Here is a 24452-nt window from a genome sequence, read left to right on the forward strand (position 1 = left end):
GGCTGAAGTTACAGGGGCCGTTAGCCTCCGTTGGAGACTGACGGCCAGTGCGTGGTGACTACGATGTTCCCGACGTGCTGTTTATCCATAAACGCCTGCTGCGCTTGGGGGAGCTCTCGCAGAGGATACTGCGCTGCCAGAAGTGGCTTCAGCAGTCCCTGCTCAATGAGGCCTACAAGTCGCTTGGCCGTACCAGGCGGTACAATTGTTGCGCCGGTGAGCTGCAGATCCTTGTAGATGAGCTGTCGCAAATCGAACTCGACTGTAGGCCCTGAAATGGCGCCGGAGCTGGAATACCGTCCTCCCTGGCGTAAAGCGTCAATGAGATGACTGAAAATCTTGCCTCCGACGACATCGATCGCGACATCGACCTGGCCGCCTACCGCTGACCGGATTGCGTCAGACAGGGCAGGTGTGTTTCGATCGACGACCGCATATGCGCCGAGTTCTCTAAGGCTGGCCACCTTCGACGGGCTCGCTATAGCAACGACACGCGCTCCGCGCAGCCGACACAGTTGCACCGCGGCCGACCCGACACCGCCGGACGCTCCCGCGATCACCACTGTTTCACCGGGACGAAGATCCGTCCGCGCGACCAGGTTCTCAGCCGTGGTGTACGCGCAGGGGAATGTTGCAAGCTCGGCATCGGAAAGGTCGGTGTCGATACGCAGCGCATTGCCGGAGCGTATGACCGTATATTCGGCAAAGCCGCCGTCGCACTCCGATCCGAAATAGATCGCATTGGCAAGGTCCATCCAATCACCGGTGCCAAGCAACCAGGGATCCACAATAACCCGCTCACCAACACGCGCGGGATCCACCCCCTCACCGACACCGACGATGGTGCCAGCGACATCAGCGCCCTGGATCAAAGGGAACCGAACCGGCGCACCCCCCCAGCTTCCTTCCTCCGATCGAGCGTTGGCAAAGCCATCGCTGCCGGTCGATGGGGTAATGCCGTCTGTCACCGATTTGGAATACCAGGCCGTGCGAGTGTTGATGTCCGTGTTGTTCAAACCACAGGCACCGACTCTGATCAGAACCTGACGCGCGGCCGGCGCCGGAATTGGCCAATCTTCGCGATAGTGGAGTTTATCCAGGCCGCCGTGGCCAGTAAGTACAACGGCACGCATTACGGATTGTGAGCTCACGTAGGTCTCCCGGATCAATGGAACGTCGATACCGGTGTCCCAAGCCGGTCGGCGTCAGGGCTCACTCCTAAGCCAGGCGCCGAGGGGGGCGTGGCATAGCCTTTGACGTTCCGCGCCCCTTGACCTGGAACAGGATCGACGGCCAGATGGTGATGACAAAGCCAGCTCGCCAGCCTGTTTTCGCGCGGGGTGGAGGACGCAAGGTGTATGGCTGCCGTGTCGGCTAGGGCAGATCCCCCAAGATCCTCCAAATGCATCTGCCAGCCGACAGACACGCCGAAGTCGCGAATTTGCCTTGCCTTGGTCAGCCCGCCAACCCGATTGGGCTTCACCTTGACGCCCTCGCACGCACCGAGCTTCCACGCATCAAGATGATCCTGGAAGGTATGCAGACACTCATCGAGCATAATAGGCTGTTTCACCCGGCTTGCCACTTGCGCGCATTGCGCAAGGGTTTCGCAAGGCTGCTCGACCCATCCACGCAAGGCGACATTATTCAGGACTTGAACCGCGACCGCAGGAACCCAGGCGCGGTTCACGTCATAGGTGACAGTCTCGTCGGGGCGCAAAGCCGCTTCGATTGCCTCGATTCTCGAGATGTCAACGACAGGATCACTGCCACCAACCTTCGCCGAATGCGTCCGATATCCATGCTCGTAGGCCTGACGGATAAGCGCGATCATCTCGTCGTTCGATCCGGTGGAAATAGACGAGTTGACGGCAACCAGATCGGCTTTGTCGCCTCCAAGCAACCGCCAAAGAGGCATTCCAGAAACGCGCCCCAGTATGTCCCAGCACGCCATGTCGAGTGCCGATTTGACGTAGAGGTGGCCAGGCAAGGCAACGTCCATCGTTCGATTAATGGCGTCGAGAGCGCAAGGATCCTGGCCCAATAGAGAGGGCGCCAGCGTTCCAATTCCAGCGCGAATACCGGGCCCATGGGCGGGTAGATAGGTATTGCCCCAGGGGCATCCTTCACCCCACCCCGAGATGCCCTCATCGGTGTCGATCCGGACGAACGTGCTGTCGAGCTTGTCAAAGCGAAGTCGTCCTCCCGACAGCCAATATGGTTTCGAGAGAGGCAGGTCTACCTGCCAGACGGTTATACCGGTGATCTTCATAGCATCCCTTGCTCCTGCAGCACTTTGCGGGCAACGCGAAAGCACTCGAGCGCTTGGGGAACGCCGCAATAGATGCCGACAACGTGGATAACAGCGCGGATTTCGTCCGTTGAGACGCCATTGGTAATGGCGCCGCGGCAATGGGTTTCCCATTCATGCATTTTGCCCAAAGCGCCGATCATGGCGAGGTTCATCAGCGAGCGCGTTTTCGCGTCGATCGTCTCATCTCCCCAACCAAAACCCCAACACCATGCTGTCATCGCCTCTTGAAAGGGCCGGGTGAAATCATCAGCCGCAGCGAGATTGGCTTCGACGTACTTTGCTCCTAACGTCGCCTTGCGCTTGGCAAGGCCGACGTCAAACAAATGCTGTTGCACTGGAGTTCTCCTTTCAGCGAATGGCAATCGCGATGTTTTTGGTTTGCAGGTAGTTCCAAAGTGCCTCTCGGCCTTTTTCGCGGCCGTAGCCCGATTTCCCGTAGCCGCCAAAAGGTGTCTCGACGCCCCCGGCGTACCACTCATTGACGAACACCTGTCCGGCTCTTAAGCGCCGCGCGGTCTTCATTGCGCGATCGACATCTGCCGTGAAGATGCCGGAGACCAAGCCGTAATCGGTGCCGTTCGCCAGACGCAGCGCCTCATCGTCACTGCCGAACTTCAAAACCGAGAGAACAGGCCCAAAGACCTCCTCCCGTGCGATCGTCATATCCGGTGTTATGTTGTCGAAGACGGTCGGCTCCAAGAAAAATCCTGGACGGTTGAGGCGCCTGCCACCGACAACCGCACGCCCTCCCTGCCGCTCGGCTTGCTGGCACATGGATTCAGCTCGATTGCGCTGCGAGTCCGAAATCATGGCGCCCATGTTGGGACCGAATTCGGGCCTATCGGCGCCAGGCCCCGCTGAAATGGAGCGCGCCATGTCCGCAACGCGCTCAACAACTTCGTCGTGCACATCCTCATGCACGATCAGGCGGGACATAGCAGAGCACACTTGGCCGGCGTTGAAGAAGATCCCCCAACGAACATTCGACACAAGGTTGTCCAGGTTCGCGTCCGGCCAAGCGATCGCGGCGGATTTGCCGCCCAGTTCAAGCACGCACGGAACCACATTTTTTGCGGCGGCCGACGCGATACTGACCCCTGTGGGAACCGATCCGGTGAAAACGATCTGATTTACGTCGGGGTGGCTGACGAGGGTCCCGCCCGCCTCGCTGCCCAAGCCGCAGAGAATGTTCACCGCCCCCCGCGGCAGCCCCGCGTACTCGGCGGCGCTTGCGATGAACGAATTGGTCAGAGGGTCGAGTTCAGGCGTCTTTACGACGCACGCGTTGCCTGCTGTCAGAGCCGCCGACAACGAGCGTGCGGTCATCTCGAGTGGATAGTTCCAGGGGACGACATGGGCGGAGACGCCGAACGGTTCGTAGACCGTGAAATCGTAGTAGCTATCTCCGAGGGGTATGGAACGACCTTCGATCGTTTCGCACTGATTGCCGTAGTACTCGAAATATCGAGCCGCCCCTTCGACCTCGATGTGGGCCTCCCAAAGCGGTTTGCCCGCTTCGCGGCATAGGACATAGGCAATCTCATCGATATGATCGAGCAGATAGGTGCCCATCGCCCGCACCATTCGCCCCCGCTTGACGGGGCGCATTTCTGTCAACGCGCCGGACTCATGACAGGCCTTGGCGGCCTTTACGGCGCGATCAACGTCTTGCGCGCTCGCCAGGGCTTGCTGCGCAAGCGCCTCTCCGGTTGCAGGATCATCAACGGTGAGATTTCCGGCACCGCCGTCGACCCACTCACCATCTATGTAGTTCTTCCAATAGGCCTTGATCTCAGACATCGACACCTTCACGCATCCACTGCTGCAACATTCGTACCGAGTGCTCGGAGTTCACGCCGCAGTTCGGATCGATAACGAGCGGACCCGGTCTGTATCCGCGACTATGCAAGCCGCGCTGGACGGCCTCGACGATATGGATATCCTCTTCGACGGTTGTCGCCCTGTCCTGGACCGCCAATTTTCGGATGATGTCGGACTCGGCTCCGTCGATCGTATACCAACCACGCCAGACGACGACTTCGTCGACATTCTTGATGCGCCAGTGATAGGTGTTGAGAACGTTGCCGGGATAAACCTGAAAGGAAAATGTCGGCCAAAGAAACCAGGAAGAATATTCCCCAGCGTGCGCATTGGCGTTGAGGTCAATGGGATAACTCATTCGGTCGAGGTTCTGGCATTCGGTAGTATGACGCAAGCAATAGCCCTGAGGCTGGATGTCATACGTCTCGGGCTTTATGACCCCTGTAGCGAACGTCTTATGGTTCAGAGCACAGTGGTAGCACTCGGAATAGTTCTCGATCGATACCTTCCAGTTGCAGCTTTCCGGAATCTCAACCCATTCCAGTGGCTTCAGCTGATCGATGTGAGGGACAAATTCGGTCAGCTCCTTCCGAACCTTTGGGAACCATTCGTCCATCGGTTTGGCGTTCGGGTCGAGATTGATAAAAACGAATCCGCAAAACAGTTCGACTTTCACGCTCGTCAGACAGATGTCGTTGCGATCGAACCCCGGGACGGCGTTAATATTGGGACCGCCTCGCAGCTTGCCCGTGAGTTCATAGGTCCAGGCGTGGTAGGGGCATACCAGAAGCCGAGCGTTCCCGCTTCCCCTTACCAGTTCGTGCGCGCGGTGCTGGCATACATTGTAAAAAGCGCGGACCTGGCTATCTCTGTCGCGAATGCAAAACAGGCTTTGCCCTGCTAACTCGAAGGTGAAGTAGTCGCCAGGTTTCTCGACCAAAGAGGAGTGGCCTGCGAATTGCCACGTCCGGCTCAGAAGTCCGTCTTCTTCCTTGGCGAAGATGGTCGGGTCGGTATAGTACCGCGCTTCCAGCGATCGCAGGGGTTTCGGCGGCTCGGACGAAACGTTCATCGTGGTTCCTCTTTCCAATAGACACCAAGCTCGTAGCGGCGCTTATGAAACCGCTCGATATTACTGACTGCATCGGCCGCCGCTTCAGCCACCACGAAAGCAACGATCGTTTCAAAAAGCGCCGTCAAGGCAACGGTCGACGGGAAAAACTGTGGGGTGTCGGTCGGGATGACGAAACGTTGGTCGGCGCGGGCCAGGATAGGCGACGCGGGACTGTCGGAGATACCAACGACCTTGATGCCATAGGCGCGAGCCAACTCTACGGCCTCGACGACCTCGCGCCGGTACGGCTTGAACGTCATCGCTATCAGGAGATCTCCCTTCTCGGCGCGAACCAACCCGTCCACAGGAAGGGATCCCTCGCGTGGAATCGCAACGACGCTGTCCACTGCCATGCTTGCCAGATAGGCGAAATTTCGCGCAACCGAACTCGCAAAACCCAAGCCCAAGACGTAGGTGATGCGCGCTTTTACAATGGAATCCGCGAGTTTCTTGATCTCGGACGCGCTTGTTCCCGAAAACAGACCTTCGATATTTTCGATCGATGTGGATGCCATCTGGCTATAGAGGCTGGCTAGTTTTCCGCCTTTGGATAGCGACTGCAGCCAGCGGGCCCGGTCGGGAAAGTCCTCACGTCCGCGCATCACTTGCTCGCGAAAGGGTTTGCGAAAATCCTCGTAGCCCTCAAAACCAAGCGCGCGCGCCATTCGCACCAGCGTGTTGGGCTTTACGTCTGCGCCTTGCGCCATGCTTCTAATCGACGTGATGCTGATCATGTTCGAATTCTCGAGCACGTGGGCAGCTGCCTTCTGCAACTCGGGAGTGAATGTAGATAGGCGGCTCGTCAGATCGTCGAGAACCGTTGTGGCTGTTTTTCCGTTTGGTACAGGCATGTGTTTCATCCTTGACAATCGTACACTTGTTCGGTAGCCCTGTCTACAGGCAGTTTTCTTGGAGAGACGACAATGAGCATATCTCACGCGCGGGTAGTAATCATAGGCGGGGGCATCATGGGATGCGGCCTCGCCTATCACCTCGCGCATGAAGGCTGGACCGACATCGTTTTGTTGGAGAAGGCCGAATTAACGTCGGGATCGACGTGGCATGCCGCTGGGCAGATCACGCATTCGACGTCGAGTTTTTCGCTCGGAAAATGCGTCGGCTACAACATCGATCTCTATTCCAAGGTGCTCGAAAAGGAGACCGGACAATCCGTAACCTGGCACGGCTGCGGGTCCCTACGGCTGGCTTACACGGATGATGAACTCGACTGGCTCCGTCAGACCCTGAGCGTCGGAAAGGCGCTGGGCTTCACCATGGAATTGGTAGATCTGGAGCGCATCAGACAGCTTCATCCCTTTTACAATCTCGAAGGCGTGCAGGCGGCGCTGTACACACCGGATGACGGCCATGTTGACCCTTCCGGCGCCACCTTCGCACTCGCGCAAGGTGCGCGTCAGCTCGGGGCTAAGATCGTTCGCCAATGTCGGGTCTTGGACGTAAAGCCAGAGCCCAATGGCGAATGGCGCGTCTTTACGGAACAGGGCGAGATCGTTTGCGAGCATGTCGTTAACGCGGGCGGCACTTACGCGCGCCAGGTTGGCAAATGGGTTGGGCTCGATGTCCCCACCACCTCCATGACGCACCATTACCTGATAACGGACACGGTTCCGGAATTCATGACGCTAGAGAAGGAGCTTCCTGTCGTTCGGGATGATCGGTTGGTATCCGGCTACATCCGGATGGAGCAGAAATCTGGCCTGATCGGCATCTACGAGAAGGCGAAGCCCAATGCTGTTTGGATCGAAGGCTGTCCATGGGAAGCCGAGCATGAGCTGTTCGAGCCTGATTACGATCGCATCATGCCTTGGCTTGAAAATGCGATAGGTCGGATGCCCGTGCTTTCCCAGCTCGGCATCAAGCGGGCTGTGCATGGTGCCATTTCTCACCCCCCGGACGGGAACCCACTGATCGGTCCTGCGCCCGGACTTAAGAATTTTTGGCTCAATTGCGGCTGTCAGATTGGTATCGGATGGGGGCCAGGGCTGACGCGCGAACTGGCCCGTTGGATGGTCCACGGCGCCGCCGACATCAACATGCGCGACTACGACCCACGGCGTTTTGGCAAGTTTGCCGAACCAGACTATCAGGTCACCAAGGCAAAAGAAGATTACCTTCTGCGCCATGAAATACCCTTCCCGCACCTCAACCGTCATGATGGGCGGCCGGTCAAGCCAAGCGCACTTTACGACCGCCTGCAGAAGCGCGGCGCTGTGTTCGAAGAGGTCTATGGTTGGGAGCGCCCTCGCTGGTTCGCGAGGGACGGTCTTGAGCAGAAAGACCATTACTCGTTTCGACGGCCCGCCTGGTTTCCGCTCGTTCAGAAGGAAGTCAATGCGGTGCGCGAATGTGCCGGCCTGATGGATATCTCCGCCTTCTCGAAGGTTCAGGTGTCCGGCCCGGATGCTGCCGGGTTCATTGATCGACTCATACCGAACCGGCTCCCGTCGAAAACCGGCCGAATTGCTCTTACGCATTTGCTCAACGATAGAGGGCGCATCGAGCTGGAAACAACGATCGTTCGCTTGGCGGATGACAGCTTCTACTTCACCTGCGCTGCCTTTTTCGAACAGCGCCTCCTGGACCACCTGACGTTTGCGCGTACGGCGAACGAATCCGTAACCATCACCAATCTTTCGGACCGTTGGGGGGCGCTTGCGCTTAACGGGCCGCGGTCACGTGACATTCTGGGACCGAATACCGAGGCTGCTCTTACAAACGCTGCTTTTCCCTGGCTGACGGCTCAAGAAATCGAAGTCGCCGGGCAGAAGGTTTGGGCGTTTCGCATGTCCTATGCGGGCGAATTGGGTTGGGAATTCCATGCCTCTAGAGAAAGCCTGCCGGCTATCTATGACGCCCTGCATGCCACTGGCAGTGCCTTCGGCTTAGTCGACTATGGCTCATTCGCAATGAACGTCATGCGCCTGGAAAAAATGTTCAAGGGGGCAGGTGAATTGACCAATGAAGTGACGCTTCCAGAGGCCGATGTCATGCGTTTCGTTAAATTGGACAAGCCTCATTTTACCGGGAAGCAAGCGACGTTGGAAGCAACGGACAGAGGACCGAACTGGATTTGCGCTTATCTCGCGATCGAAGCCGACGGCGTGTCCGATGGAAATGGAGGCGAAGCTGTCTTGCTGGGTGATCGGCAGGTCGGCTCCGTTAGCTCCATTGCTTATTCCCCGACTGCCGGGAAAATCCTGGCCTTTGCCTACGTCGCTCCCGAAGCTGCGCAGGCAGGAACGAATTTGCAGGTCATGGTGCTCGGCGAGCCTCGAGCGGCGACGGTTCTGGGCGACGCCGCCTTCGATCCCAACAATGAACATCCACGGGTTGACGCGGAAAGCTCAAGCCCGACCAAGAAGGTTGCTGCACATGCTTGACACCGTCGTGAATGCTAGCGCCACACAAAGCGATTGGGTGAGCAGAGCGAAGGCGGTCTTACCCGGCGGTGGATTTGGAAATTTTGATCCTTCGATCGTCATCCGAGAAGGCCATGGCGCTCATGTCTGGGACGAGAATGGCAAGGAGTATATCGACTTTTTGATAGGCTCGGGACCTATGATCCTAGGTCATGATAATGCCGAGGTCATCGAGGCCATTCGCGAGCAAGCCACGAGAGGGCTCACCTTTTTCGCCAGCAACAGGCATGCGATCGAACTTGCGGAAGTCATTTGCGAGGCGGTGCCGTGTGCAGAACAGCTTCGATATGTTTCGACAGGCGGCGAGGCGGATATGTACGCCATGCGTCTCGCACGAGCGCATACTGGTCGCGATAAAATACTGAAGTTTGAGGGCGGCTATCACGGGATGTCGTCTGAAGCGCTGATCAGTGTTTTTCCGGACCGAATTGAGAATTATCCCAACGGCGTTCCAGACTCGGCCGGAATTCCGGAGCAAGTCCGGGACGGCGTCTTCGTCGCGCCCTTCAATGACGTTGAATTCCTGCGTCAATTCCTGGCCGAGCATGGCTCGAAGATTGCCGGGATCATCGTAGAGCCGCTCCAGCGCTTGATCCCGCCGGCGCCAGGGTTCCTGGAGACCTTGCGCGAGGAATCGTCGAAGCGAGGCATCGTTCTAATCTTCGACGAAGTTGTCACCGGATTCCGCCTGGCCTACGGCGGCGCTCAGGAGCGATATGGCGTGGTCCCCGATTTATGCACCCTGGGCAAGATCATCGGAGGCGGCCTTCCGCTTGCAGCGGTTGCGGGGAAGACGGAGATCATGGCCCACTTCGACAAAGCAGCTGTTGGGAAGGACGGGTTCACCCTTCAGATCGGGACGCTGAGTGGTAATCCACTTGCCGCTGTGGCCGGACTCAAAACCTTGGAGATCCTACGTCGACCCGGCAGCTACGACCGACTTCGCGGATATGGCGTAGCGGTCATGCGCATGCTCGGCAACGCGCTCGACCAAACCTCTATCGCTTACCGGATCGTTGGCGATCCAGTGCTGTTTGACGTAGTCTTCACCGGGCAAACCGTGAAATCGTATCAAGACGTCGCAAAAGGCAATTCCGCGGCGGCCGGTAGATTTAACACCGCCCTGCGTGAGAAGGGGATCTTCAAGTCTCCGGGTAAGATCTACCCATCCCTTGCCCTGACCGATAGTGATCTGGCCTGGACGAAAGAAGCAATCGATCACGCTGCGACTAGACTAGTGGCAGCATAGAGCAAAAAAGCACTCCCTGAGGAACATATGCAGGACAATGCTGTCATTGTCGGCACGGGGCAGGCTGCGCTCTCGTGTGCCGTAAAGTTACGCGACTCCGGCTACGAGGGCACCGTTACCATGCTTGGCGATGAGCCATGGCTGCCTTATCAAAGGCCACCGCTGTCCAAAGCCTACCTGAAGGGCGAGACAACAGCGGAGCGATTGGAATTTCGTCCGCAGGAGTTCTACGCTAAAGCCGGAATTATGGTCGAGCGAGGGAGTTCCGTTGCCACCTTCGATCGCAACAGCCGAAGTGTTAGGACATCTGACGGCAGAAGTTATTCTTATAGCAAGCTCGTTTTGACCACAGGCTCTCGGGCACGGACCCTTCCGGAAGCGATGACGCACGGCCTGGACGGGATTCTGACCCTGAGGACCATCGCGGACGCCGATCGCCTTAGGAGCGCGTTAGCAAGCGCAAAACGCATCGTCGTCGTTGGCGGCGGTTATGTGGGGCTGGAAGTTGCTTCGGTTGCTGTTCGAATGGGCAATGCGGTCACCATTGTCGAAATGGCTGACCGGGTCCTCAAGCGCGTCGCGGGCGCTCCAACAGCTCAAGCGATCGAAGAACTCCATGTGCGCCACGGTGCGACCATCCTAACCAATGAGCAGCTGTCAGGATTTTCCGGCGACAGCGGCAAAGTCTCGAGCGTATCTTTGCAAAGCGGGAGGATGCTCCCTGCCGATTTGGTGCTGGTTGCGATTGGTGGCATGGCGAATGTTGAGCTCGCCGCGCAAGCCGGCCTGATAGTCGAAAATGGCATCGTTGTTGACAGATTCGGACAGACCTCCGACGCCGACATCTATGCGGCTGGTGATTGTGCCGCTTTTCCTTTTGGCGGCGGGCTAATCCGCCTCGAATCGGTACAAAACGCCATCGAGCAGGGCGTCGCGGTCGCCAATGCCATTTTGGGTAGGCCGGTGGCATATGAGCCTGTCCCTTGGTTTTGGAGCGACCAATACGACACCAAGTTGCAAACGGCCGGTCTGGCGGTTGACTACGATGACATCCTCGCGGTGTTCGTGGAACCGGGCTGTTCGGCGTTTTGGTACTTTCGCGATGGCTTGGCCGTGGCCGTCGATACGATGAATGATGCAAGAACGCATATGGCAGCGCGCCGACTCTTCGGAGCTCGTGTCGAGCTTCGGCGGGAACTGCTCCTAAAACCCGACTTCAACCTCATGCAGTACGTTCGTACAGCCGCCGCGCCGTCTGGGTGAATAAAGGAAAAATCAATGAAAGTGCTTGTGCCCGTGAAGCGGGTTGTGGATGCGAACGTCAAGGTTCGCGTGAAGGCTGATGGTTCGGCGGTGGAACTCGCCAACGTCAAGATGGCGATGAACCCGTTCGACGAGATCGCGGTCGAAGAGGCGATCCGGCTCAAGGAAGCCGGCAAGGCCGAAGAGATCATCGTCGTTTCGATCGGCCCGCAGCAGGCGCAGGAAACGCTCCGCACCGCGCTCGCCATGGGCGCCGACCGCGCCATCCTGGTCAAGACAGACGAACAGACCGAGCCGCTCGGCGTCGCCAAGGTGCTGAAGGGCGTCGTCGCCGCCGAGCAGCCCGGCCTGGTCATTCTCGGCAAGCAGGCGATCGACGACGATTCCAACCAGACCGGCCAGATGCTGGCCGCTCTGCTCGGCTGGGCACAGGGCACTTTCGCCTCCAAGGTCGTGCTCGACGGCGACAAGGCCAAGGTGACGCGCGAAGTCGACGGCGGCCTGCAGACGGTGGAACTGAAGATGCCGGCGATCATCACCGCCGACCTTCGCCTCAACCAGCCGCGCTACGCCTCGCTGCCCAACATCATGAAGGCCAAGAAGAAGCCGCTCGACGAAAAGAGCCCGGCCGATTACGGCGCCGACGTCAAGCCGCGCCTGAAGGTGATCAAGACCGAGGAGCCCAGCGGCCGCAAGGCAGGCGTCAAGGTCAAGAGCGTCGCCGAGCTGGTCGACAAGCTCAAGAACGAAGCCAGCGTGCTCTAGGCGATCGGGAAAGGACAAAGAAGATGGCTATTCTCCTCATCGCGGAACACGACAACGCGACCCTCTCCGATCAGACCGCCAAGGCCCTTTCGGCGGCCCTGCAGATCGGCTCGGATGTCGATGTGCTGGTTGCCGGCAAGGGCGCTAAGGCTGCTGCCGATGCCGCCGCCAAGCTGAAGGGCGTCAGCAAGGTGCTGCTCGCCGAAGCCGACGAGCTTGCCGAGCGCCTCGCCGAACCGACAGCGGCACTCGTTGTATCGCTTGCCGGGTCCTATGACACGATCATCGCGCCGGCGGCCTCGTCGGGCAAGAATGTAGCACCGCGCGTGGCGGCACTGCTCGACGTCGCACAGGTCTCCGAGATCATCGAAGTGGTGTCGCCCGACACCTTCAAGCGTCCGATCTATGCCGGCAACGCCATCCAGACCGTGCAGTCGACCGACGCCAAGAAGGTCATCACCGTGCGCACTGCTTCATTTCCCGTCGCCTCCCAAGGCAATGCGGCTGCCGTCGAAATTATCTCGGCGGCAGCCGACCCCGGGTTATCGTCCTTCATCGAGAACAAGCTTTCCGAAACTGATCGTCCGGAACTGACCTCGGCCAGGATCATCATTTCCGGTGGCCGTGCGCTGGGCTCCTCGGAGAAGTTCCAGGAGGTCATCCTGCCGGCCGCCAATAAGCTGGGCGCCGCGGTTGGTGCTTCGCGCGCCGCGGTCGATGCCGGCTATGCGCCCAACGACTGGCAGGTCGGCCAGACCGGCAAGGTCGTCGCTCCCGATCTCTACATCGCGGTCGGCATCTCCGGCGCCATCCAGCACCTTGCCGGCATGAAGGATTCGAAGGTCATCGTCGCCATCAACAAGGACGAGGAGGCGCCGATCTTCCAGGTTGCCGACTACGGCCTGGTCGGCGATCTCTTCCTCATCCTGCCGGAGTTGGAAAAGGCGCTCGCAGGCGGCTGAAGCGGGAAAGGATAGCGATCGTTCCTCTCGCTAGAGGATAAGACGGCGTCCTCTGGTCAAGCGGTGACAGAATGAACGTAATAAACAACCGACTTGTCGGCGAGCGGAGATTGGGTCGCGGAAACTTAGATTCCACGGCCTTCATGCCTTTGGCTGATGGAGTCACGGAGTTCTTGATAGTCCTTGTTCCGGGATTTTCACAACTGTGTATGTCGTCGTTCATCGATCCATTGCGGTACGCAAACAGATTGTCCGGGCGCGAGCGGTTTCGATGGAGGTTGATAAGCGACGACGGCAGCCCTGTTATATGTGCCAGTGGGATCCAAGTGTGCGTGAATGCAAGTCTTAACGAGCAAGCCAAGCTTCTGAAATCGGAGCGTTTGCCCGATGGCATCGTGGTTTGCGCGGGCGCGGGAGTCGAACACTATCCCTCAGCACCACTGTTGTCACTTCTACGCTTCTGTGCGCGTCGCAATGTGAGGCTTTACGGACTCGGCACCGGCGCATGGGTCTTTGCTGCGGCCGGTCTGTTGTCAGACACGCGCTGTACCATCCACTGGGACACGATGGCAGCCTTCTCGGAGTCATTTGAAGGTCTCAAGCTGACCAACGCCCTATTTGTCGAGCAGAAAGGAATCGTCACCTGCGCCGGTGAATTTGCTGCCTTTGATCTTGCGATTAGCTCAGTAGAACACCGATGTGGTTCCGACGTGGCGCGATCAGTCTGCCGCTTCCTCACAGCCGATCGATGGCGCGATGGGGAAAGCTGCCAATCTGCTCCCCTTGGGCTTCGCTTTAGCGGCGCGAGCGAAAAGCTGATCCATATCATTCGAATAATGGAAAATTCCCTAGATGAGCCATTGACGATCCGCGCTATTGCTCAACAGCAAGGCCTTTCTTGCCGGCAAATCCAGCGCCTCTTTCTTCAGCATCTCAAGGCGACGCCGGTGCGATACTATCTTTTGCTAAGAATGGCGCGGGCGCGGCAACTAATCGAATCTACCGATATGTCCGTGCTGCAGGTGGCAGTCGCTTGCGGTTTCGTCTCATCATCGCATTTTTCAAAATGTTTTCGTGATCACTTCGGTGAAGCACCAAGCAATCTGCGACACGGTTAAGTAGATCTCCGGCCATTCTCAACCGAACGGACCTCGCCGTTGCCGAGAAGATGGCCAGCGCCGTGGCTGCAGACCGCTCGAGCAGTTGAGTTCATGAACCCTCAGGTCACAGCTTACGGCGCCCTGCGCGAGGATGATCCAAGATGTTATAAATCGGTTGTTCCGCAGCAACTCATAGGCTAGCATTGGGCAGTCCAGAACCCGCGGCTTCTGCGCAACCAAGAAGATAAAACGGTAATCGGATTTTCCGGCCGCGGCTTCGCTCATCGCTTGTGCCACACTATTGGCTCTTTGGGCGTTCATCATTTCCGTAGCGTTCTGAATGTCGCGCACCTCTTTGTTGGATTTTCCAATCAAGCTGGTGATTTCGATCCCCAAAGTCGCGATCGCTTTGATCATAGTTTCGATGAAATCCTTCGGCGCGTCACCCATCTTCCACTGGCCGGCTGCGCATATGTGTGAGCTTCGCGACGTTTGCGACATACGTAGCGCTCCATGATCCTTGATGCGCCCATGGGCGTGGACAACGAGATAGTTCCACGCCGGTACCTGCCGAACTTGAGCGGTGCAAGGTTCGGCAAAACCGAACGACCTATTGCAACTCTCGCGCCCGTCCGGCTCCATCCCGGGTTTCCCAGATTGACTCAAAGTTGCGCAGCATCACTTCCGCCACACTGAAGGTCTGCTTTCCTTGCCGGGAAGTCAGGCAAGCGTCGATGTCGGGATAGATAAAGAAGGGCAGGGAAATTCGGTCAGTCGGACCGGTATGCACGACCTGATGGGGTGTGCTCTTGAATCGGTTATCGCTCAAAGCCTGAAGCATGTCGCCCAGATTGACCACGAGAGTGTCGGGCAAGCTCGGCGCCGGCACCCAGCGCTCCCCGAACCACACCTGCAAGGAGCGCGTGGGAAGTTCCTCCTGCAGCAGAAGCGTGAAGAACCCATTGTCGGTATGCTTTCCGGCCGTGCCGCCACTAGATGGATACCGGATCACGCGTTGCAGGACCGTCGGCGCGCTGAAATGACGTCGGAACCAGCTCTCTTCCAATTCGAGCAGGTCGGCCAGTGCCATTCCAAGCTGTGGCACAACCTCGTTGATCACAGTAGCCTGCAAAGCAAGCAGGCTTCGAGCGAAACCAGGAGCCACCGCGTCATCCGGAAGGCGTGTGCAACCAGCAAATGGACGCCGGTCGCCTTCCTTCTCGATTCCGAGGTCGAACATTTCCTTCGGATCGGGGCCAGCCTCGGGATGTAGCACCTCGCCGTACAACGGACTGTACCCACGGGCGGTAGCAGGGTATACGTCTTGGGTGGCGTGACCGTAACGTTCCTTTGTCGACTGTGGCAACGTGAAGAAACGCCGGGAAGCCTGGATCGCTTCTGCGATCTGTTTCTTCGGGATTCCGTGCTCAAGGTAGAAGAACCCGTACTCCTCGCAGGCCAGGCGTAGGCGCTCGCGCTCTTCGTGTCGGGTTGCATCGGCTGCCAGTTTTGCCAGTGAGATTTGCGGTAGTGTGGTCATAGCTGCTCCTCCGTTGGTGCGTTGGCTTTGTCGGTGACTTTGAAAACCCAATAGTGTGCGTCCTCCTCCGCGATGTATCTGCCGTCTTTTAGACAGTGTGCTGTCACAAGCACGCCCGCATCCTGCAGACGCCGCACCTCATCTTCAAAGGATGTGGCCTCCGCATAGCTCTTGCGGGTGCTTACGATGACGAATCCGTTGGGGCGCGTGACGCGAGCAAGTTCGCGCAGTGCGTCCGGTCGGATGTGACCGAGCGTGAAGACACCGCAGCAGACCGTAATATCGTAGGTCGCACTGGAGTATTCGGGGAGCGGCCCGTTAAGATCGACATCGCCTTGGACATCGCGGTAGACGCCCGTTTGCCGGGCTTGTTCGGCCATCGCCTCGGAGAGGTCGATCCCATCGATCAACCGGAAGCCAAGGCGTTCCAGTTCGACGCCGACGAGGCCCGTTCCGCAGCCAGCGTCCAGGATTGCGATGGCTGCTCGCTCATTGGCCAAATAGGCCGTCTGAACCGTGCCCGCCAATTCCGCCACGATCATCGGCCCGCAGTACCGGTCCTGGCCAACATCCAACTCGTAGGAACTGGCCCATCCGCGATAGAAGCGGGTCAAGCGATCGACGTCGCCGTCGAGGTCATGGGAATCCTTGATGCGTTTTCGCGCAGCTTGCTCCAGTGTCGTCTGCTGATCGCGGGTGTTCATGACAGGTTCCTCCGTACAGGGACAGATGAGATTCGGTATAGTCGTCGGCTTCGCAAGCGCCACGGCTGGATATACAAGCTGTTTGTTGTCGTACTGCCCATTTTGGCTGTCCGACCAAGCGGAAGCGCCTACGCTCCAGGTGATAACCTCGTGTATCAGGGGATCGCTCAGGCCCATTCCGCGCCCAAGATCAAACGCCTCGTCAAGAATCAGCCGATTGACCTGGGTGAGCTCACCGACCAGAGACTTGAGCAGCCGTATCTGGATGCCACTGAGCGGGATGTCGTCGAGCGGAAACACATGCTCAAGCTTGGGTTTGATCCGTCCGACGGGATCGGTCAGGAATTCTTGGTCTGGCGGATGCGTGGGGTTGGCACCGTACTTGGATGGCGCGTGATAACCCGGCACTTGCAGTCGAACGCCGAAGACCACCTCCGCCAGTTCGATGACTCTCAGGTGGCTGTCGTATCGGTCGAACTTCCGTCCCGCCAAGCTAAAACGCTTTTCGACCGCCCGTCCGAGCGGCAGTCCCACGCGCAGTTGGTTGGCCAGCTGGACGGTCAAGCCCATATCCTTCACCGTGATCTCCAGGGTGCAGGAGCGGTCGTAGCTGCCATCCAGGAGAAACGGGGCGAATTGCTCGATTGCAACGGAGTTCGCCGAAGAACCGGCAAAATTCCGCCACGCCTGCTGCGCTGGAACGCCGGCCCGCACGCTTCGGCAGAGCGCGTTGCCGCTCGCAACGGCTGCAGTGTAGAAAAGTAGATTCGTCAGTAATTTAACTGATTGGCCTTGACCGATGTCTCCGACATGGAAGGAGACGGCTCCCATGATTTGCAACACCGCCTCGCAACGCACATAGGCCTCCGATGACCCGCCGACGAAAAAGCTGACATTGGCAAAATCGACCCCCATGTGGGACAGGTTGCTTACGGGCGCTTCTAGCGAATGCACGCCAATTGCTGCCGCCAGACGGGCGATCTCGAGCGTGTTGTGGTAGTCGGTGGTGGACGTGTCGATCCAAATGCTCTCCGGGGGCATTCCGGCCAAAGCGCCCCGCTCGCCCACCATATTGTCGAAGACGTCGCGTGGCAGCGGCAGGCAGGTAATGACAATGCCGCAGTCGCGGGCCGCGTCGCGCGGTGCATTATGCCACCGGGCGCCCTTTTTCAGCACGTCTGTCGCAGCCGCGGGATCGATGTCGTAGACATTCACCGAGTAGCCGGCTTGCAGGAGCTTGGCGATCATCGGCCGGCCCATCATGCCGGTACCGATGAATCCAATGCGATCGACGTTGCGAGAACGATCGGCGCGGACGCTGCTTACACCGCCTACAGCAGACATTTAACTTCCTTCGAGGCAAACGAACGGTTGCACGACAATTCCGAATAAAATAATTAGCGACGTTCGATAGAGTAGTAAATGATTTTGAGCATAAAGCAATCGAGAGCATAATAAGAAAAGATATAACACCTTAACGCGACTATCATATTTGGTCGTCAGATAGAATTTATGTCACATTTGCGAAGCCGTAAGCAGACATATAGATAATTTATCTCATTGTTTGAGCGCAATCGCTTGACAAAAATGAGCCTAAACTCGTCGGAATTTCATGCTGATGGTAATCGGCTGGACATTTCCGACACGATCTCAGCCCTATCCGGCGCAGTCACCACGCTTTGACAACCGGACGGCCTCAAATCCACGATCATAGCGTCTTCACCTGAACGGATGGGCTTCAGAGCGAAGCCGCGAGAGATCGGCACGCAACCAAGTGCAGCCAGCGTGCCTCAAATGGGCGGAGCGGGCGCGCGCGGGGTCAAAACTCTGTTCATAGGCACGCATGAGTTGAAACCTGACCGATAGCGGCCGCCGTTTGTTTCTCCTCAACTGGCAGAGATCTGTCCAGATGGTTGAAGTGACTTGAGCCGACCGCGGCGGCACCAGAGGTGACGATGATCATCTGATGCCCGAGTGCGGAAAATCGGACGACATCCCCTATCAGCGTCTCGCCGATCAGTGCTGAGCCGATCTTCACCATAACCGACGAGCCGAAGCCAATCGGATCGAGCTTGTTGGTGCTGCCGTTCAATGTTGCTGCACTACTCTAGATGTGAAGACACGCCCTCCAATCCCACCTTTCCTAAGCGTCGCGGCCTAAGCTCGCACGATGCGCCCTTCATTTCAGGTCGGCTGCCCAAGGGGGCGCTTACTTCGTGGTCCAGATTTTCAACAAGCCTTCTTCGCCTTTCGCTATCAGAACCGGTAGGTGACACCTGCGCCTATTAACCAGGGATCGAGCTCGGCCTTGCCCGTCAGCTTCGCGCCGTCCACCGTGACGTCGAAGTCTGGCTTCAGGAAAAGCTTCTTCACGTCGAAGTTGACGCCCCAGTGCTGATCCACCATGTAGTCGAACCCGACCTGCAGCGCTGTGCCGAACGTGTTCTTAACCTTGAGAGTGTTGGCGCTGGCGGCATCCTGGTTATAGAAAATCGTGTAGTTCACGCCGGCGCCAACATAGGGCTTGAAAGCGCCGAGATCGGCAAAATGATACTGCAATGTGAGCGTAGGCGGCAGCAGCCAAACCTTGCCGATATCGCCAAGCCCTCCGATCGTTCCTTGACCGTTGATGTTTGCATAGGTGGTGCCGAGAATGAGCTCGGCAGCGATGTTGTCCGTGAAGAAATAGGAGATATCGAGTTCCGGCGTCACTGTGTCCGAATATGAAAGACCAGAGCCGGGCACCGCATTGACGTAACCCGAATCCTCAGTGATGACCCCCAACGCACGCAGCCGGATCTGCCAAGGGCTTGGCGCTTCCGTGACCGAGGCTCCTGCCTTCGGGACGCTAGCCGCTTGCGCAAGGTCCGCCGCGACGGCCTGCTGTCTCATCACGATGAGGACAACGGCCGCTGTTACTCCCCGCGCGATGCGGATTTTGTTTCTCGCCATGATATCGTCTCCTTGCTCTTCAGAAATGATGCACTGAACTACGACAAGTCTTGCTCGAGTTGCGACAGATTGGCGGAGCGCTCATGCGCAGTGTGCGTGGGACCGCACGCTCTATTTGCGCCGTGCTCGCAATCATCGAGCTGTACTCACTTAGAAGTAAGCGGGATAACCAAAGGCCTGCAGCTTCGCGGCCGTCTTTCGCGCCTGGCCCGGGTGGGCGCGTTCGGCCCGCTTCGTGGTGGCGAGCAGGATCGGCGTAGCGGCAATGGTGGTGCCGGCCCCACGGTGCGCGCGGATTTCCGGCCTTCTTGCCAGAACTGTAGAGGTACTGACAGCGACGCATGAACACGGGAACCTTGTCGGGACAGTCGGAGATCGCTATCAGGGCGTCGCCTCGCGATCGACTGTGTTCCACCGAAGTGCCCCAGCGTTCTAACCGGCTGGCTGGCGGCCCAGGCAAGTGTCCGTTCTCGTCCTAGATCTTCGAGCCAAAGATAGGAATCCTTGTCTGGGGCATTCGACTGGAAAACAATATCAAGGTTCTCCTTAGGCTCGGGAGAGCTTTGTTTTTTTGCCGCTGCGCCCGCATGTTCGGTGAGCTTGATCATGGCATGATTTCTCCTCAGTCCTTGCCGCAGCGCGTTTTGCTGACAGCATCGCAGGACTCGTGCCACATGAGAAAATCGTTTCATAACAATGTGATCCCCTGATGGCGCTATATCTTATGTCCGACATCGTCGAAGATCCGACAAGGAATGCAGCCATGACCGCCTGATAAGAACTCCTGTGCGAACTCGGTGGGCACTGCGGAATAAGCAGTGAAGCTCACCGCGAGACTGGCCGAGCTTCGGATCGACATCGGCGACGGGGCGCTCGACGACCACTACGGTCGCCGGCGTCGGGCGCGGCACAGCCTGAGGACTCCGCGGCGGCGATGATCAATAACTGAGTTACAATGGCTCCATCTTGGCCCACCGGCCGGCGCGCAAAAGACTGCTTTGCGGCCCTATCCCTCCGCCTGGATTGAGTCTCAGGGACCGAATGGCGCACGTGCTTTTGGAACCGGCAGAGTGGTCATACGCAATTCTTCCGGGTGTCGGTCCCATATCGCGCAATCATTGTGCGCTTAGGTCTGGGCATGCGCCCATCCGCAACCACCTAATTAAGAGCATCGATCCTTCACCAATATAGAGATTTGCTTCCCCATGAGAGCGGCCTAGCGGCGGACATGAGATTGCGTCACTTTTGATGATCACGGCCTCCGAGGATGTCGGGATCGGGCAAGTGCAACGGCGTTGATAGGGCGAAGGATCTGGCAGCTTTTGCAACTGCCGATCTCGATGGGAGAAGGCATATCGCAATCCGGCAGAGACACCAGCTTGGGGATCGTGTCCCGCGGCGTGGTGTAGCTGGCGGCATTAGTCGCCGTGCTCTCCGGCATGGGCCGGGCTGATCAGCGCGCCACGGCTGGCAGGCTGATCAGGGGATCATCGCTCATCTGGCTGATCGTTTCCAGAGTCATATATCTGGCCCGCTGCACTGCCCATTCATCGTTCTGTTCGAGCAGGATTGCGCCGACGAGGCGCACGATCGCACCGTCGTTCGGAAGATTCCGACGACCTCGGTGCGCCGCTTGATCTCGCCGTTGAGACGTTCGATCGGATTGGTCGAGTGGAGCTTGGCGCGATGTTCCTTGGGGAAGGTCATGTAGGCCAGCACGTCGGGCTCGGCGTCGTCCATGATTGTCGCCAGCTTCGGCACCTTCGGCCGGATCTGGTCGGCGACGGCGCGCCATTGTACGGACGCGGCCTCGGGCGTTTCCTGGGCGAAAGCGGTGGCGATGAAGGCTGAGACGACCCTGCGGCCGCTCTTGCCGGCATGGGCCAGCACGTTCCTCATGAAGTGGACGCGGCACCTCTGCCATGTCGCGCACAGCACCTTGGTGACGGCCGCCTTGAGGCCTTCGTGAGCATCGGAGACAACGAGCTTGACGCCGCGCAGGCCGCGACGTGTCAGCTTGCGCAGGAACTCTGTCCAGATCGGCTCGGCCTCCGAGGTGCCAATCTCCATGCCCAGTACCTCGCGCCGGCCGTCCGCGTTGACGCCGACGGCGATGATAACGGCGACCGAGACGATCCGCCCACCGCGGCGGACCTTCAGGTAAGTGGCGTCGATCCACAGGTATGGCCAATCGCCCTCGATCGGCCGCTCGAGGAAGGCCTTCACCTTCCCGTCGATCTCCTCGCACAGCCGCGAGACCTGGCTCTTGGATATGCCGCTCATACCCATGGCCTTGACCAGGTCGTCAACCGACCGGGTCGAGATGCCTTGCACATAAGCTTCCTGGATGACGGCGGTTAGCGCCTTCTCGGCCATGCGGCGCGGTTCGAGGAAACCTGGGAAGTAGCTTCCCTTCCTGAGCTTCGGGATGCGCAGCTCGACCGTGCCGGCCCGCGTCTCCCAGTCCCGGTCGCGGTAGCCATTGCGCTGGGCGAGCCGCAGCGGGTTCTTCTCGCCATAGCTGGCGCCGGTGGCCGCGCCCACCTCCATTTCCATCAGTCGCTCGGCGGCAAAGCCGATCATCTCCCGCAGCAGATCGGCATCCGGGGTCTTCTCCACGAGCGTGCGCAGGTTCATCATGTCGTCGGTCATCGGTGGTCCTTCCGAAATGGGTTGGCGTCAACAACCAAACCCTACCGGGAAAGCGCCGATGACCACCCACACTACTAACGGCGCGCTCGTGAGCGGCTTCGCTACCGCCGAGCTACACCACCTGATGGGACACGACCCCAGATTGTGACTGTCCGTTCATGAAGGCTTCGTGCTGGTCTCCATAAGAGAAGTATTCTGGTGCAGAAGGTGCCCGATTAGCTATTTCGGAAAAGGCGACATCGACTTGCAATCGGGCGCCGCCGGTAGGCGTCCCCCTCAATGTCAGATTTCCGACAGGATTGTAGACCGCCAACCCATTGTTTAATAAAGTTTTCTTCTCTGGCACGGCCCATGCATGGGACTCTGCGAAGGCATCAGCGAGACGTCGTCCATGATCATGCGCACCGAAAATGCCGTCGCCGTAGTGAACACCGCGCTCTCGCCTGCCATCAAGCCGCCGAAAGGCCGGCGCGTCATGGTCGGGCCGGCGATTGCGCCGGCTTCAAACACCTTAATCGGCCCGCAAAGCGTCTCGCGTGACGGCGACGCGGGCATCCAGACGAACGGAAAGACATACTTCGTTGCCCCACGTCGCCGGCCTGACCCCTCGATTTCACCGCGCTGGAATGCTCCGGCCTACATTCGACGACGCGAACGCGCTGGACAAATTCTCGCAAACCCGGTCGGGACCGGTGCTCCGAACGTCCGCGAGGGGGTCCAGTGACTGCGGCCGATATTCGCCGCCAACAAGCCGCTTAGTGGGAAGACTCTATAGGAGGAAGCAGTGGAGTTATCTTGCGTTGGGATCGGTGCTGGCCCGTCCAATTTGAGCCTTGCGTGTCAGCTACACGAGCAAGTTGGGAAAGGGGCGGTGTTCCTGGATCGGCAGGTCGACTTCCGCTGGCATCCAGGCAGTGCATTCGATTCCTCGGAGCTCCAGGTCAGCCACTTCAAGGACCTGGTTACTCTAGTGAATCCGCGATCAGCCTACACTTTCGTAAACTTCCTGCACGAGAACGGGCGTCTGTATCACTTCCTGAACGCACAGTTCGAAGCCGTGCTCAGAGTGGAGTTCGAACAATACCTGAACTGGGTCTTCCACAGGAACCCACTTGTGCGAGGCGGCGAGACAGTGCGCGAAACCCGCTTTGACGGCGAGTTTCGGGTGCGGACGGATAAAGCGGTTCTCGGCGCCAGAGACGTCGTGGTCGGCATTGGCAAGCAGGCGCAAATTCCGCCTCAGTTCCAGGGCTGGACTGGACGCAACCTGTTCCACTCATCTGTTTTACTGCACATCCACCCTGAGGTGCGGAGAAAGCATGTCTGCGTGGTCGGCGGAGGACAATCGGGAGCCGAGGTGATGTTGCATCTTATCGGCCTGCCGAAAGAACGGCGGCCTGCCTCGATCACTTGGGTCTCGCAGCGCGAAAACTATCTGCCTCTGGACAACAGCCCGTTCACAAACGAGTTGTTCATGCCCTGCTTTTCGGATCGTTTCGCGGCGATGAGCGAGTCGCAACGCAAGCTGCTCCTGCGGCGTTTCGTGCTTGCCTCGGACGGCATTTCTGAAAGCACGTTGCGCGCGATCTATCAGGCGCTCTACCGCCACGCATTTTTCGAGCCAAACCGATCCGACATCACACTGCGGCCGGGCTGCACCGTCTCGCGCTGCATCAACGCCGGCGCCGGTCACAGGCTGACCCTCCAGCACGGCATGATCGAGGTCGAAGAAGTCACGGCTGACATCGTCATCCTGGCCACCGGTTACGAGAACGCGATGCCAGACTTCTTGGAACCCATCGAGCACCGGCTGGAGCATATCGACAATGAATTAGCTATTCGCGACGATTTTTCGGTGAGCTGGGACGGACCGCGTGACAGACGCATCTTCGTACAAAACGCGAGCATCGGGCAGCGCGGCCTGGCCGATCCGAACCTAAGCCTGCTGGCCTGGCGCGCGCGCCGCATCCTCGATAGCCTTCTTGGGCGCGCGCCATGGGCAAACCCCGAGCATCCTGGCTTCATCAGCCATACCTCGATCGAGAGCTGGCCCGCCCCCGTAGCCGAAGAAATGGGCAGCGGGATATGACTCGTAAACTTCTGATCATCGGCGGTGGCATCCTGGGAATTATGTCCGCCTCCGCTGCGAAGGCCGGAGGCTTCTCCGAAATCATCGTGACCGAACAAGTTCTTGGACCAAGCGGCGCATCGCATTATTCTGGGGGCGTGCATTTCCCCTACCGTTGTCAAGGCCGTACCAGGTCGCGCACTCGAAAGAGCGCCGTGGTCTTGGCGGCTATGGCTGGGTCGGCGGTCAGCGGATGGTGCCAGCCTTTAGCGATGCGTGTCGTGGCTGGACCGGGTGAAGCGGTTGATCCGGCCCAGTTTACCGAAGCCCTGGACCCGGCCGAGCATGACATAGGCAGTCTCGCGCCGAGCTTCTCCGGACAAAATCCGTCGGAGCGGAACGCACTTAGCATCGCCGTCCCATGCGTGGGCGTCTCCGTGGACCGCAACTAGCCAGCGCCCGACTGCCCTAATTGGGGTCCGACCAACCAGTCTTTCCAACAGGAGGC

The 24452-nt window shown here is 58.6% G+C and carries 20 protein-coding genes and 1 pseudogene; 9 read left to right on the top strand and 12 right to left on the bottom strand.

From position 1 onward, the window contains the following. Nucleotides 1-20 precede the first annotated feature (20 nt). The 6 genes from NLY37_RS28315 to NLY37_RS28340 are packed head-to-tail and all read right to left on the bottom strand — an operon-like array spanning nt 21 to nt 6100. Nucleotides 21-1151 (bottom strand): alcohol dehydrogenase family protein, encoded by a 1131-nt coding sequence (locus NLY37_RS28315; RefSeq protein WP_031246679.1) that lies wholly within the window; start codon nt 1149-1151, stop codon nt 21-23. Between the two features lie 14 nt (nt 1152-1165). Continuing rightward, the gene (locus tag NLY37_RS28320) at nt 1166-2272 is read right to left on the bottom strand and encodes a mandelate racemase/muconate lactonizing enzyme family protein (RefSeq protein ID WP_023743391.1); all 1107 of its coding nucleotides are present in this window, start codon (nt 2270-2272) and stop codon (nt 1166-1168) included. Continuing rightward, on the bottom strand, nt 2269-2649 hold the full coding sequence (locus NLY37_RS28325; RefSeq protein ID WP_023743392.1) for a carboxymuconolactone decarboxylase family protein: 381 nt from the start codon (nt 2647-2649) through the stop codon (nt 2269-2271). Before NLY37_RS28325 ends, NLY37_RS28320 begins: the two co-directional genes overlap by 4 nt. A gap of 13 nt (nt 2650-2662) precedes the next feature. After that, entirely contained in the window at nt 2663-4114 is a 1452-nt protein-coding gene (locus NLY37_RS28330; protein ID WP_023743393.1) for an aldehyde dehydrogenase family protein, read from the bottom strand. Then, nucleotides 4107-5207, bottom strand: coding sequence for an aromatic ring-hydroxylating oxygenase subunit alpha (locus NLY37_RS28335; RefSeq protein WP_023743394.1), 1101 nt, complete (start codon nt 5205-5207; stop codon nt 4107-4109). The genes NLY37_RS28330 and NLY37_RS28335 overlap by 8 nt, the downstream gene beginning before the upstream one ends. Continuing rightward, on the bottom strand, nt 5204-6100 hold the full coding sequence (locus NLY37_RS28340) for a MurR/RpiR family transcriptional regulator (protein WP_245271031.1): 897 nt from the start codon (nt 6098-6100) through the stop codon (nt 5204-5206). The genes NLY37_RS28335 and NLY37_RS28340 overlap by 4 nt, the downstream gene beginning before the upstream one ends. A 72-nt stretch (nt 6101-6172) precedes the next feature. Between NLY37_RS28340 and NLY37_RS28345 the strand changes: the two genes are divergently transcribed. From NLY37_RS28345 to NLY37_RS28370, 6 genes are all read left to right on the top strand, one after another. Further along, on the top strand, nt 6173-8650 hold the full coding sequence (locus NLY37_RS28345) for an FAD-dependent oxidoreductase (protein WP_031246681.1): 2478 nt from the start codon (nt 6173-6175) through the stop codon (nt 8648-8650). Further along, nucleotides 8643-9938 carry an aspartate aminotransferase family protein gene (locus NLY37_RS28350; RefSeq protein WP_023743397.1) on the top strand — a complete coding sequence of 432 codons (1296 nt, stop codon included), beginning with the start codon at nt 8643-8645 and terminating at the stop codon, nt 9936-9938. The genes NLY37_RS28345 and NLY37_RS28350 overlap by 8 nt, the downstream gene beginning before the upstream one ends. Before the next feature lie 27 nt (nt 9939-9965). After that, nucleotides 9966-11201 carry an NAD(P)/FAD-dependent oxidoreductase gene (locus NLY37_RS28355; RefSeq protein WP_023743398.1) on the top strand — a complete coding sequence of 412 codons (1236 nt, stop codon included), beginning with the start codon at nt 9966-9968 and terminating at the stop codon, nt 11199-11201. Between the two features lie 15 nt (nt 11202-11216). Continuing rightward, a complete protein-coding gene (locus NLY37_RS28360) occupies nt 11217-11966 on the top strand; it encodes an electron transfer flavoprotein subunit beta/FixA family protein (RefSeq protein WP_286440937.1) in 750 nt (249 codons plus the stop codon). Between the two features lie 23 nt (nt 11967-11989). Beyond that, the gene (locus NLY37_RS28365) at nt 11990-12928 is read left to right on the top strand and encodes an electron transfer flavoprotein subunit alpha/FixB family protein (RefSeq protein WP_023743401.1); all 939 of its coding nucleotides are present in this window, start codon (nt 11990-11992) and stop codon (nt 12926-12928) included. 209 nt (nt 12929-13137) lie between these two features. Then, on the top strand, nt 13138-14046 hold the full coding sequence (locus tag NLY37_RS28370; RefSeq protein ID WP_245271032.1) for a GlxA family transcriptional regulator: 909 nt from the start codon (nt 13138-13140) through the stop codon (nt 14044-14046). Between the two features lie 18 nt (nt 14047-14064). Here the strand turns inward: NLY37_RS28370 and NLY37_RS28375 are convergent, their stop codons facing one another. From NLY37_RS28375 to NLY37_RS28400, 6 genes and pseudogenes are all read right to left on the bottom strand, one after another. Next, nucleotides 14065-14670, bottom strand: a complete 606-nt coding sequence (locus NLY37_RS28375; RefSeq protein ID WP_050588478.1) for an FMN-binding negative transcriptional regulator — start codon at nt 14668-14670, stop codon at nt 14065-14067. Beyond that, nucleotides 14639-15568: an isopenicillin N synthase family dioxygenase gene (locus NLY37_RS28380; protein WP_023743403.1), complete on the bottom strand. Its 930-nt coding sequence runs from the start codon at nt 15566-15568 to the stop codon at nt 14639-14641. The genes NLY37_RS28375 and NLY37_RS28380 overlap by 32 nt, the downstream gene beginning before the upstream one ends. After that, nucleotides 15565-17616 carry an NAD(P)-binding domain-containing protein gene (locus NLY37_RS28385; RefSeq protein WP_023743404.1) on the bottom strand — a complete coding sequence of 684 codons (2052 nt, stop codon included), beginning with the start codon at nt 17614-17616 and terminating at the stop codon, nt 15565-15567. Before NLY37_RS28385 ends, NLY37_RS28380 begins: the two co-directional genes overlap by 4 nt. A 487-nt stretch (nt 17617-18103) precedes the next feature. Further along, nucleotides 18104-18364, bottom strand: coding sequence for an amino acid kinase family protein (locus tag NLY37_RS28390; RefSeq protein WP_023743405.1), 261 nt, complete (start codon nt 18362-18364; stop codon nt 18104-18106). Nucleotides 18365-18528: 164 nt separating this feature from the next. Next, complete coding sequence (locus tag NLY37_RS28395; protein ID WP_280938697.1) at nt 18529-19164, bottom strand: OmpW/AlkL family protein; 636 nt, start codon at nt 19162-19164, stop codon at nt 18529-18531. Between the two features lie 1513 nt (nt 19165-20677). After that, nucleotides 20678-21876, bottom strand: a pseudogene (locus tag NLY37_RS28400) (IS256 family transposase). Nucleotides 21877-22267: 391 nt separating this feature from the next. Here NLY37_RS28400 and NLY37_RS28405 point away from each other — a divergent pair. The 3 genes from NLY37_RS28405 to NLY37_RS28415 are packed head-to-tail and all read left to right on the top strand — an operon-like array spanning nt 22268 to nt 24396. Then, a complete protein-coding gene (locus NLY37_RS28405; protein ID WP_156933994.1) occupies nt 22268-22600 on the top strand; it encodes a hypothetical protein in 333 nt (110 codons plus the stop codon). Nucleotides 22601-22660: 60 nt separating this feature from the next. After that, nucleotides 22661-23965, top strand: a complete 1305-nt coding sequence (locus NLY37_RS28410; protein WP_023743349.1) for a lysine N(6)-hydroxylase/L-ornithine N(5)-oxygenase family protein — start codon at nt 22661-22663, stop codon at nt 23963-23965. Next, nucleotides 23962-24396 carry a hypothetical protein gene (locus NLY37_RS28415; protein ID WP_031246658.1) on the top strand — a complete coding sequence of 145 codons (435 nt, stop codon included), beginning with the start codon at nt 23962-23964 and terminating at the stop codon, nt 24394-24396. The genes NLY37_RS28410 and NLY37_RS28415 overlap by 4 nt, the downstream gene beginning before the upstream one ends. The last annotated feature ends 56 nt before the right edge of the window (nt 24397-24452 follow it).

Origin of the sequence: Mesorhizobium sp. C395A, assembly GCF_030323205.1 — a bacterium.
Taxonomy (GTDB): domain Bacteria; phylum Pseudomonadota; class Alphaproteobacteria; order Rhizobiales; family Rhizobiaceae; genus Mesorhizobium.

Excerpts from the sequence above, each read along its gene's own strand:
- NLY37_RS28335 (WP_023743394.1), bottom strand. The coding sequence starts at position 5,207 with ATGAACGTTTCGTCCGAGCCGCCGAAACCCCTGCGATCGCTGGAAGCG.
- NLY37_RS28360 (WP_286440937.1), top strand. The coding sequence starts at position 11,217 with ATGAAAGTGCTTGTGCCCGTGAAGCGGGTTGTGGATGCGAACGTCAAG.
- NLY37_RS28415 (WP_031246658.1), top strand. The coding sequence starts at position 23,962 with ATGACTCGTAAACTTCTGATCATCGGCGGTGGCATCCTGGGAATTATG.
- NLY37_RS28320 (WP_023743391.1), bottom strand. The coding sequence starts at position 2,272 with ATGAAGATCACCGGTATAACCGTCTGGCAGGTAGACCTGCCTCTCTCG.
- NLY37_RS28350 (WP_023743397.1), top strand. The coding sequence starts at position 8,643 with ATGCTTGACACCGTCGTGAATGCTAGCGCCACACAAAGCGATTGGGTG.
- NLY37_RS28330 (WP_023743393.1), bottom strand. The coding sequence starts at position 4,114 with ATGTCTGAGATCAAGGCCTATTGGAAGAACTACATAGATGGTGAGTGG.
- NLY37_RS28370 (WP_245271032.1), top strand. The coding sequence starts at position 13,138 with ATGTCGTCGTTCATCGATCCATTGCGGTACGCAAACAGATTGTCCGGG.
- NLY37_RS28380 (WP_023743403.1), bottom strand. The coding sequence starts at position 15,568 with ATGACCACACTACCGCAAATCTCACTGGCAAAACTGGCAGCCGATGCA.
- NLY37_RS28375 (WP_050588478.1), bottom strand. The coding sequence starts at position 14,670 with ATGGAGCCGGACGGGCGCGAGAGTTGCAATAGGTCGTTCGGTTTTGCC.
- NLY37_RS28385 (WP_023743404.1), bottom strand. The coding sequence starts at position 17,616 with ATGTCTGCTGTAGGCGGTGTAAGCAGCGTCCGCGCCGATCGTTCTCGC.
- NLY37_RS28345 (WP_031246681.1), top strand. The coding sequence starts at position 6,173 with ATGAGCATATCTCACGCGCGGGTAGTAATCATAGGCGGGGGCATCATG.
- NLY37_RS28365 (WP_023743401.1), top strand. The coding sequence starts at position 11,990 with ATGGCTATTCTCCTCATCGCGGAACACGACAACGCGACCCTCTCCGAT.
- NLY37_RS28340 (WP_245271031.1), bottom strand. The coding sequence starts at position 6,100 with ATGCCTGTACCAAACGGAAAAACAGCCACAACGGTTCTCGACGATCTG.
- NLY37_RS28405 (WP_156933994.1), top strand. The coding sequence starts at position 22,268 with ATGATCATGCGCACCGAAAATGCCGTCGCCGTAGTGAACACCGCGCTC.
- NLY37_RS28395 (WP_280938697.1), bottom strand. The coding sequence starts at position 19,164 with ATGAGACAGCAGGCCGTCGCGGCGGACCTTGCGCAAGCGGCTAGCGTC.
- NLY37_RS28355 (WP_023743398.1), top strand. The coding sequence starts at position 9,966 with ATGCAGGACAATGCTGTCATTGTCGGCACGGGGCAGGCTGCGCTCTCG.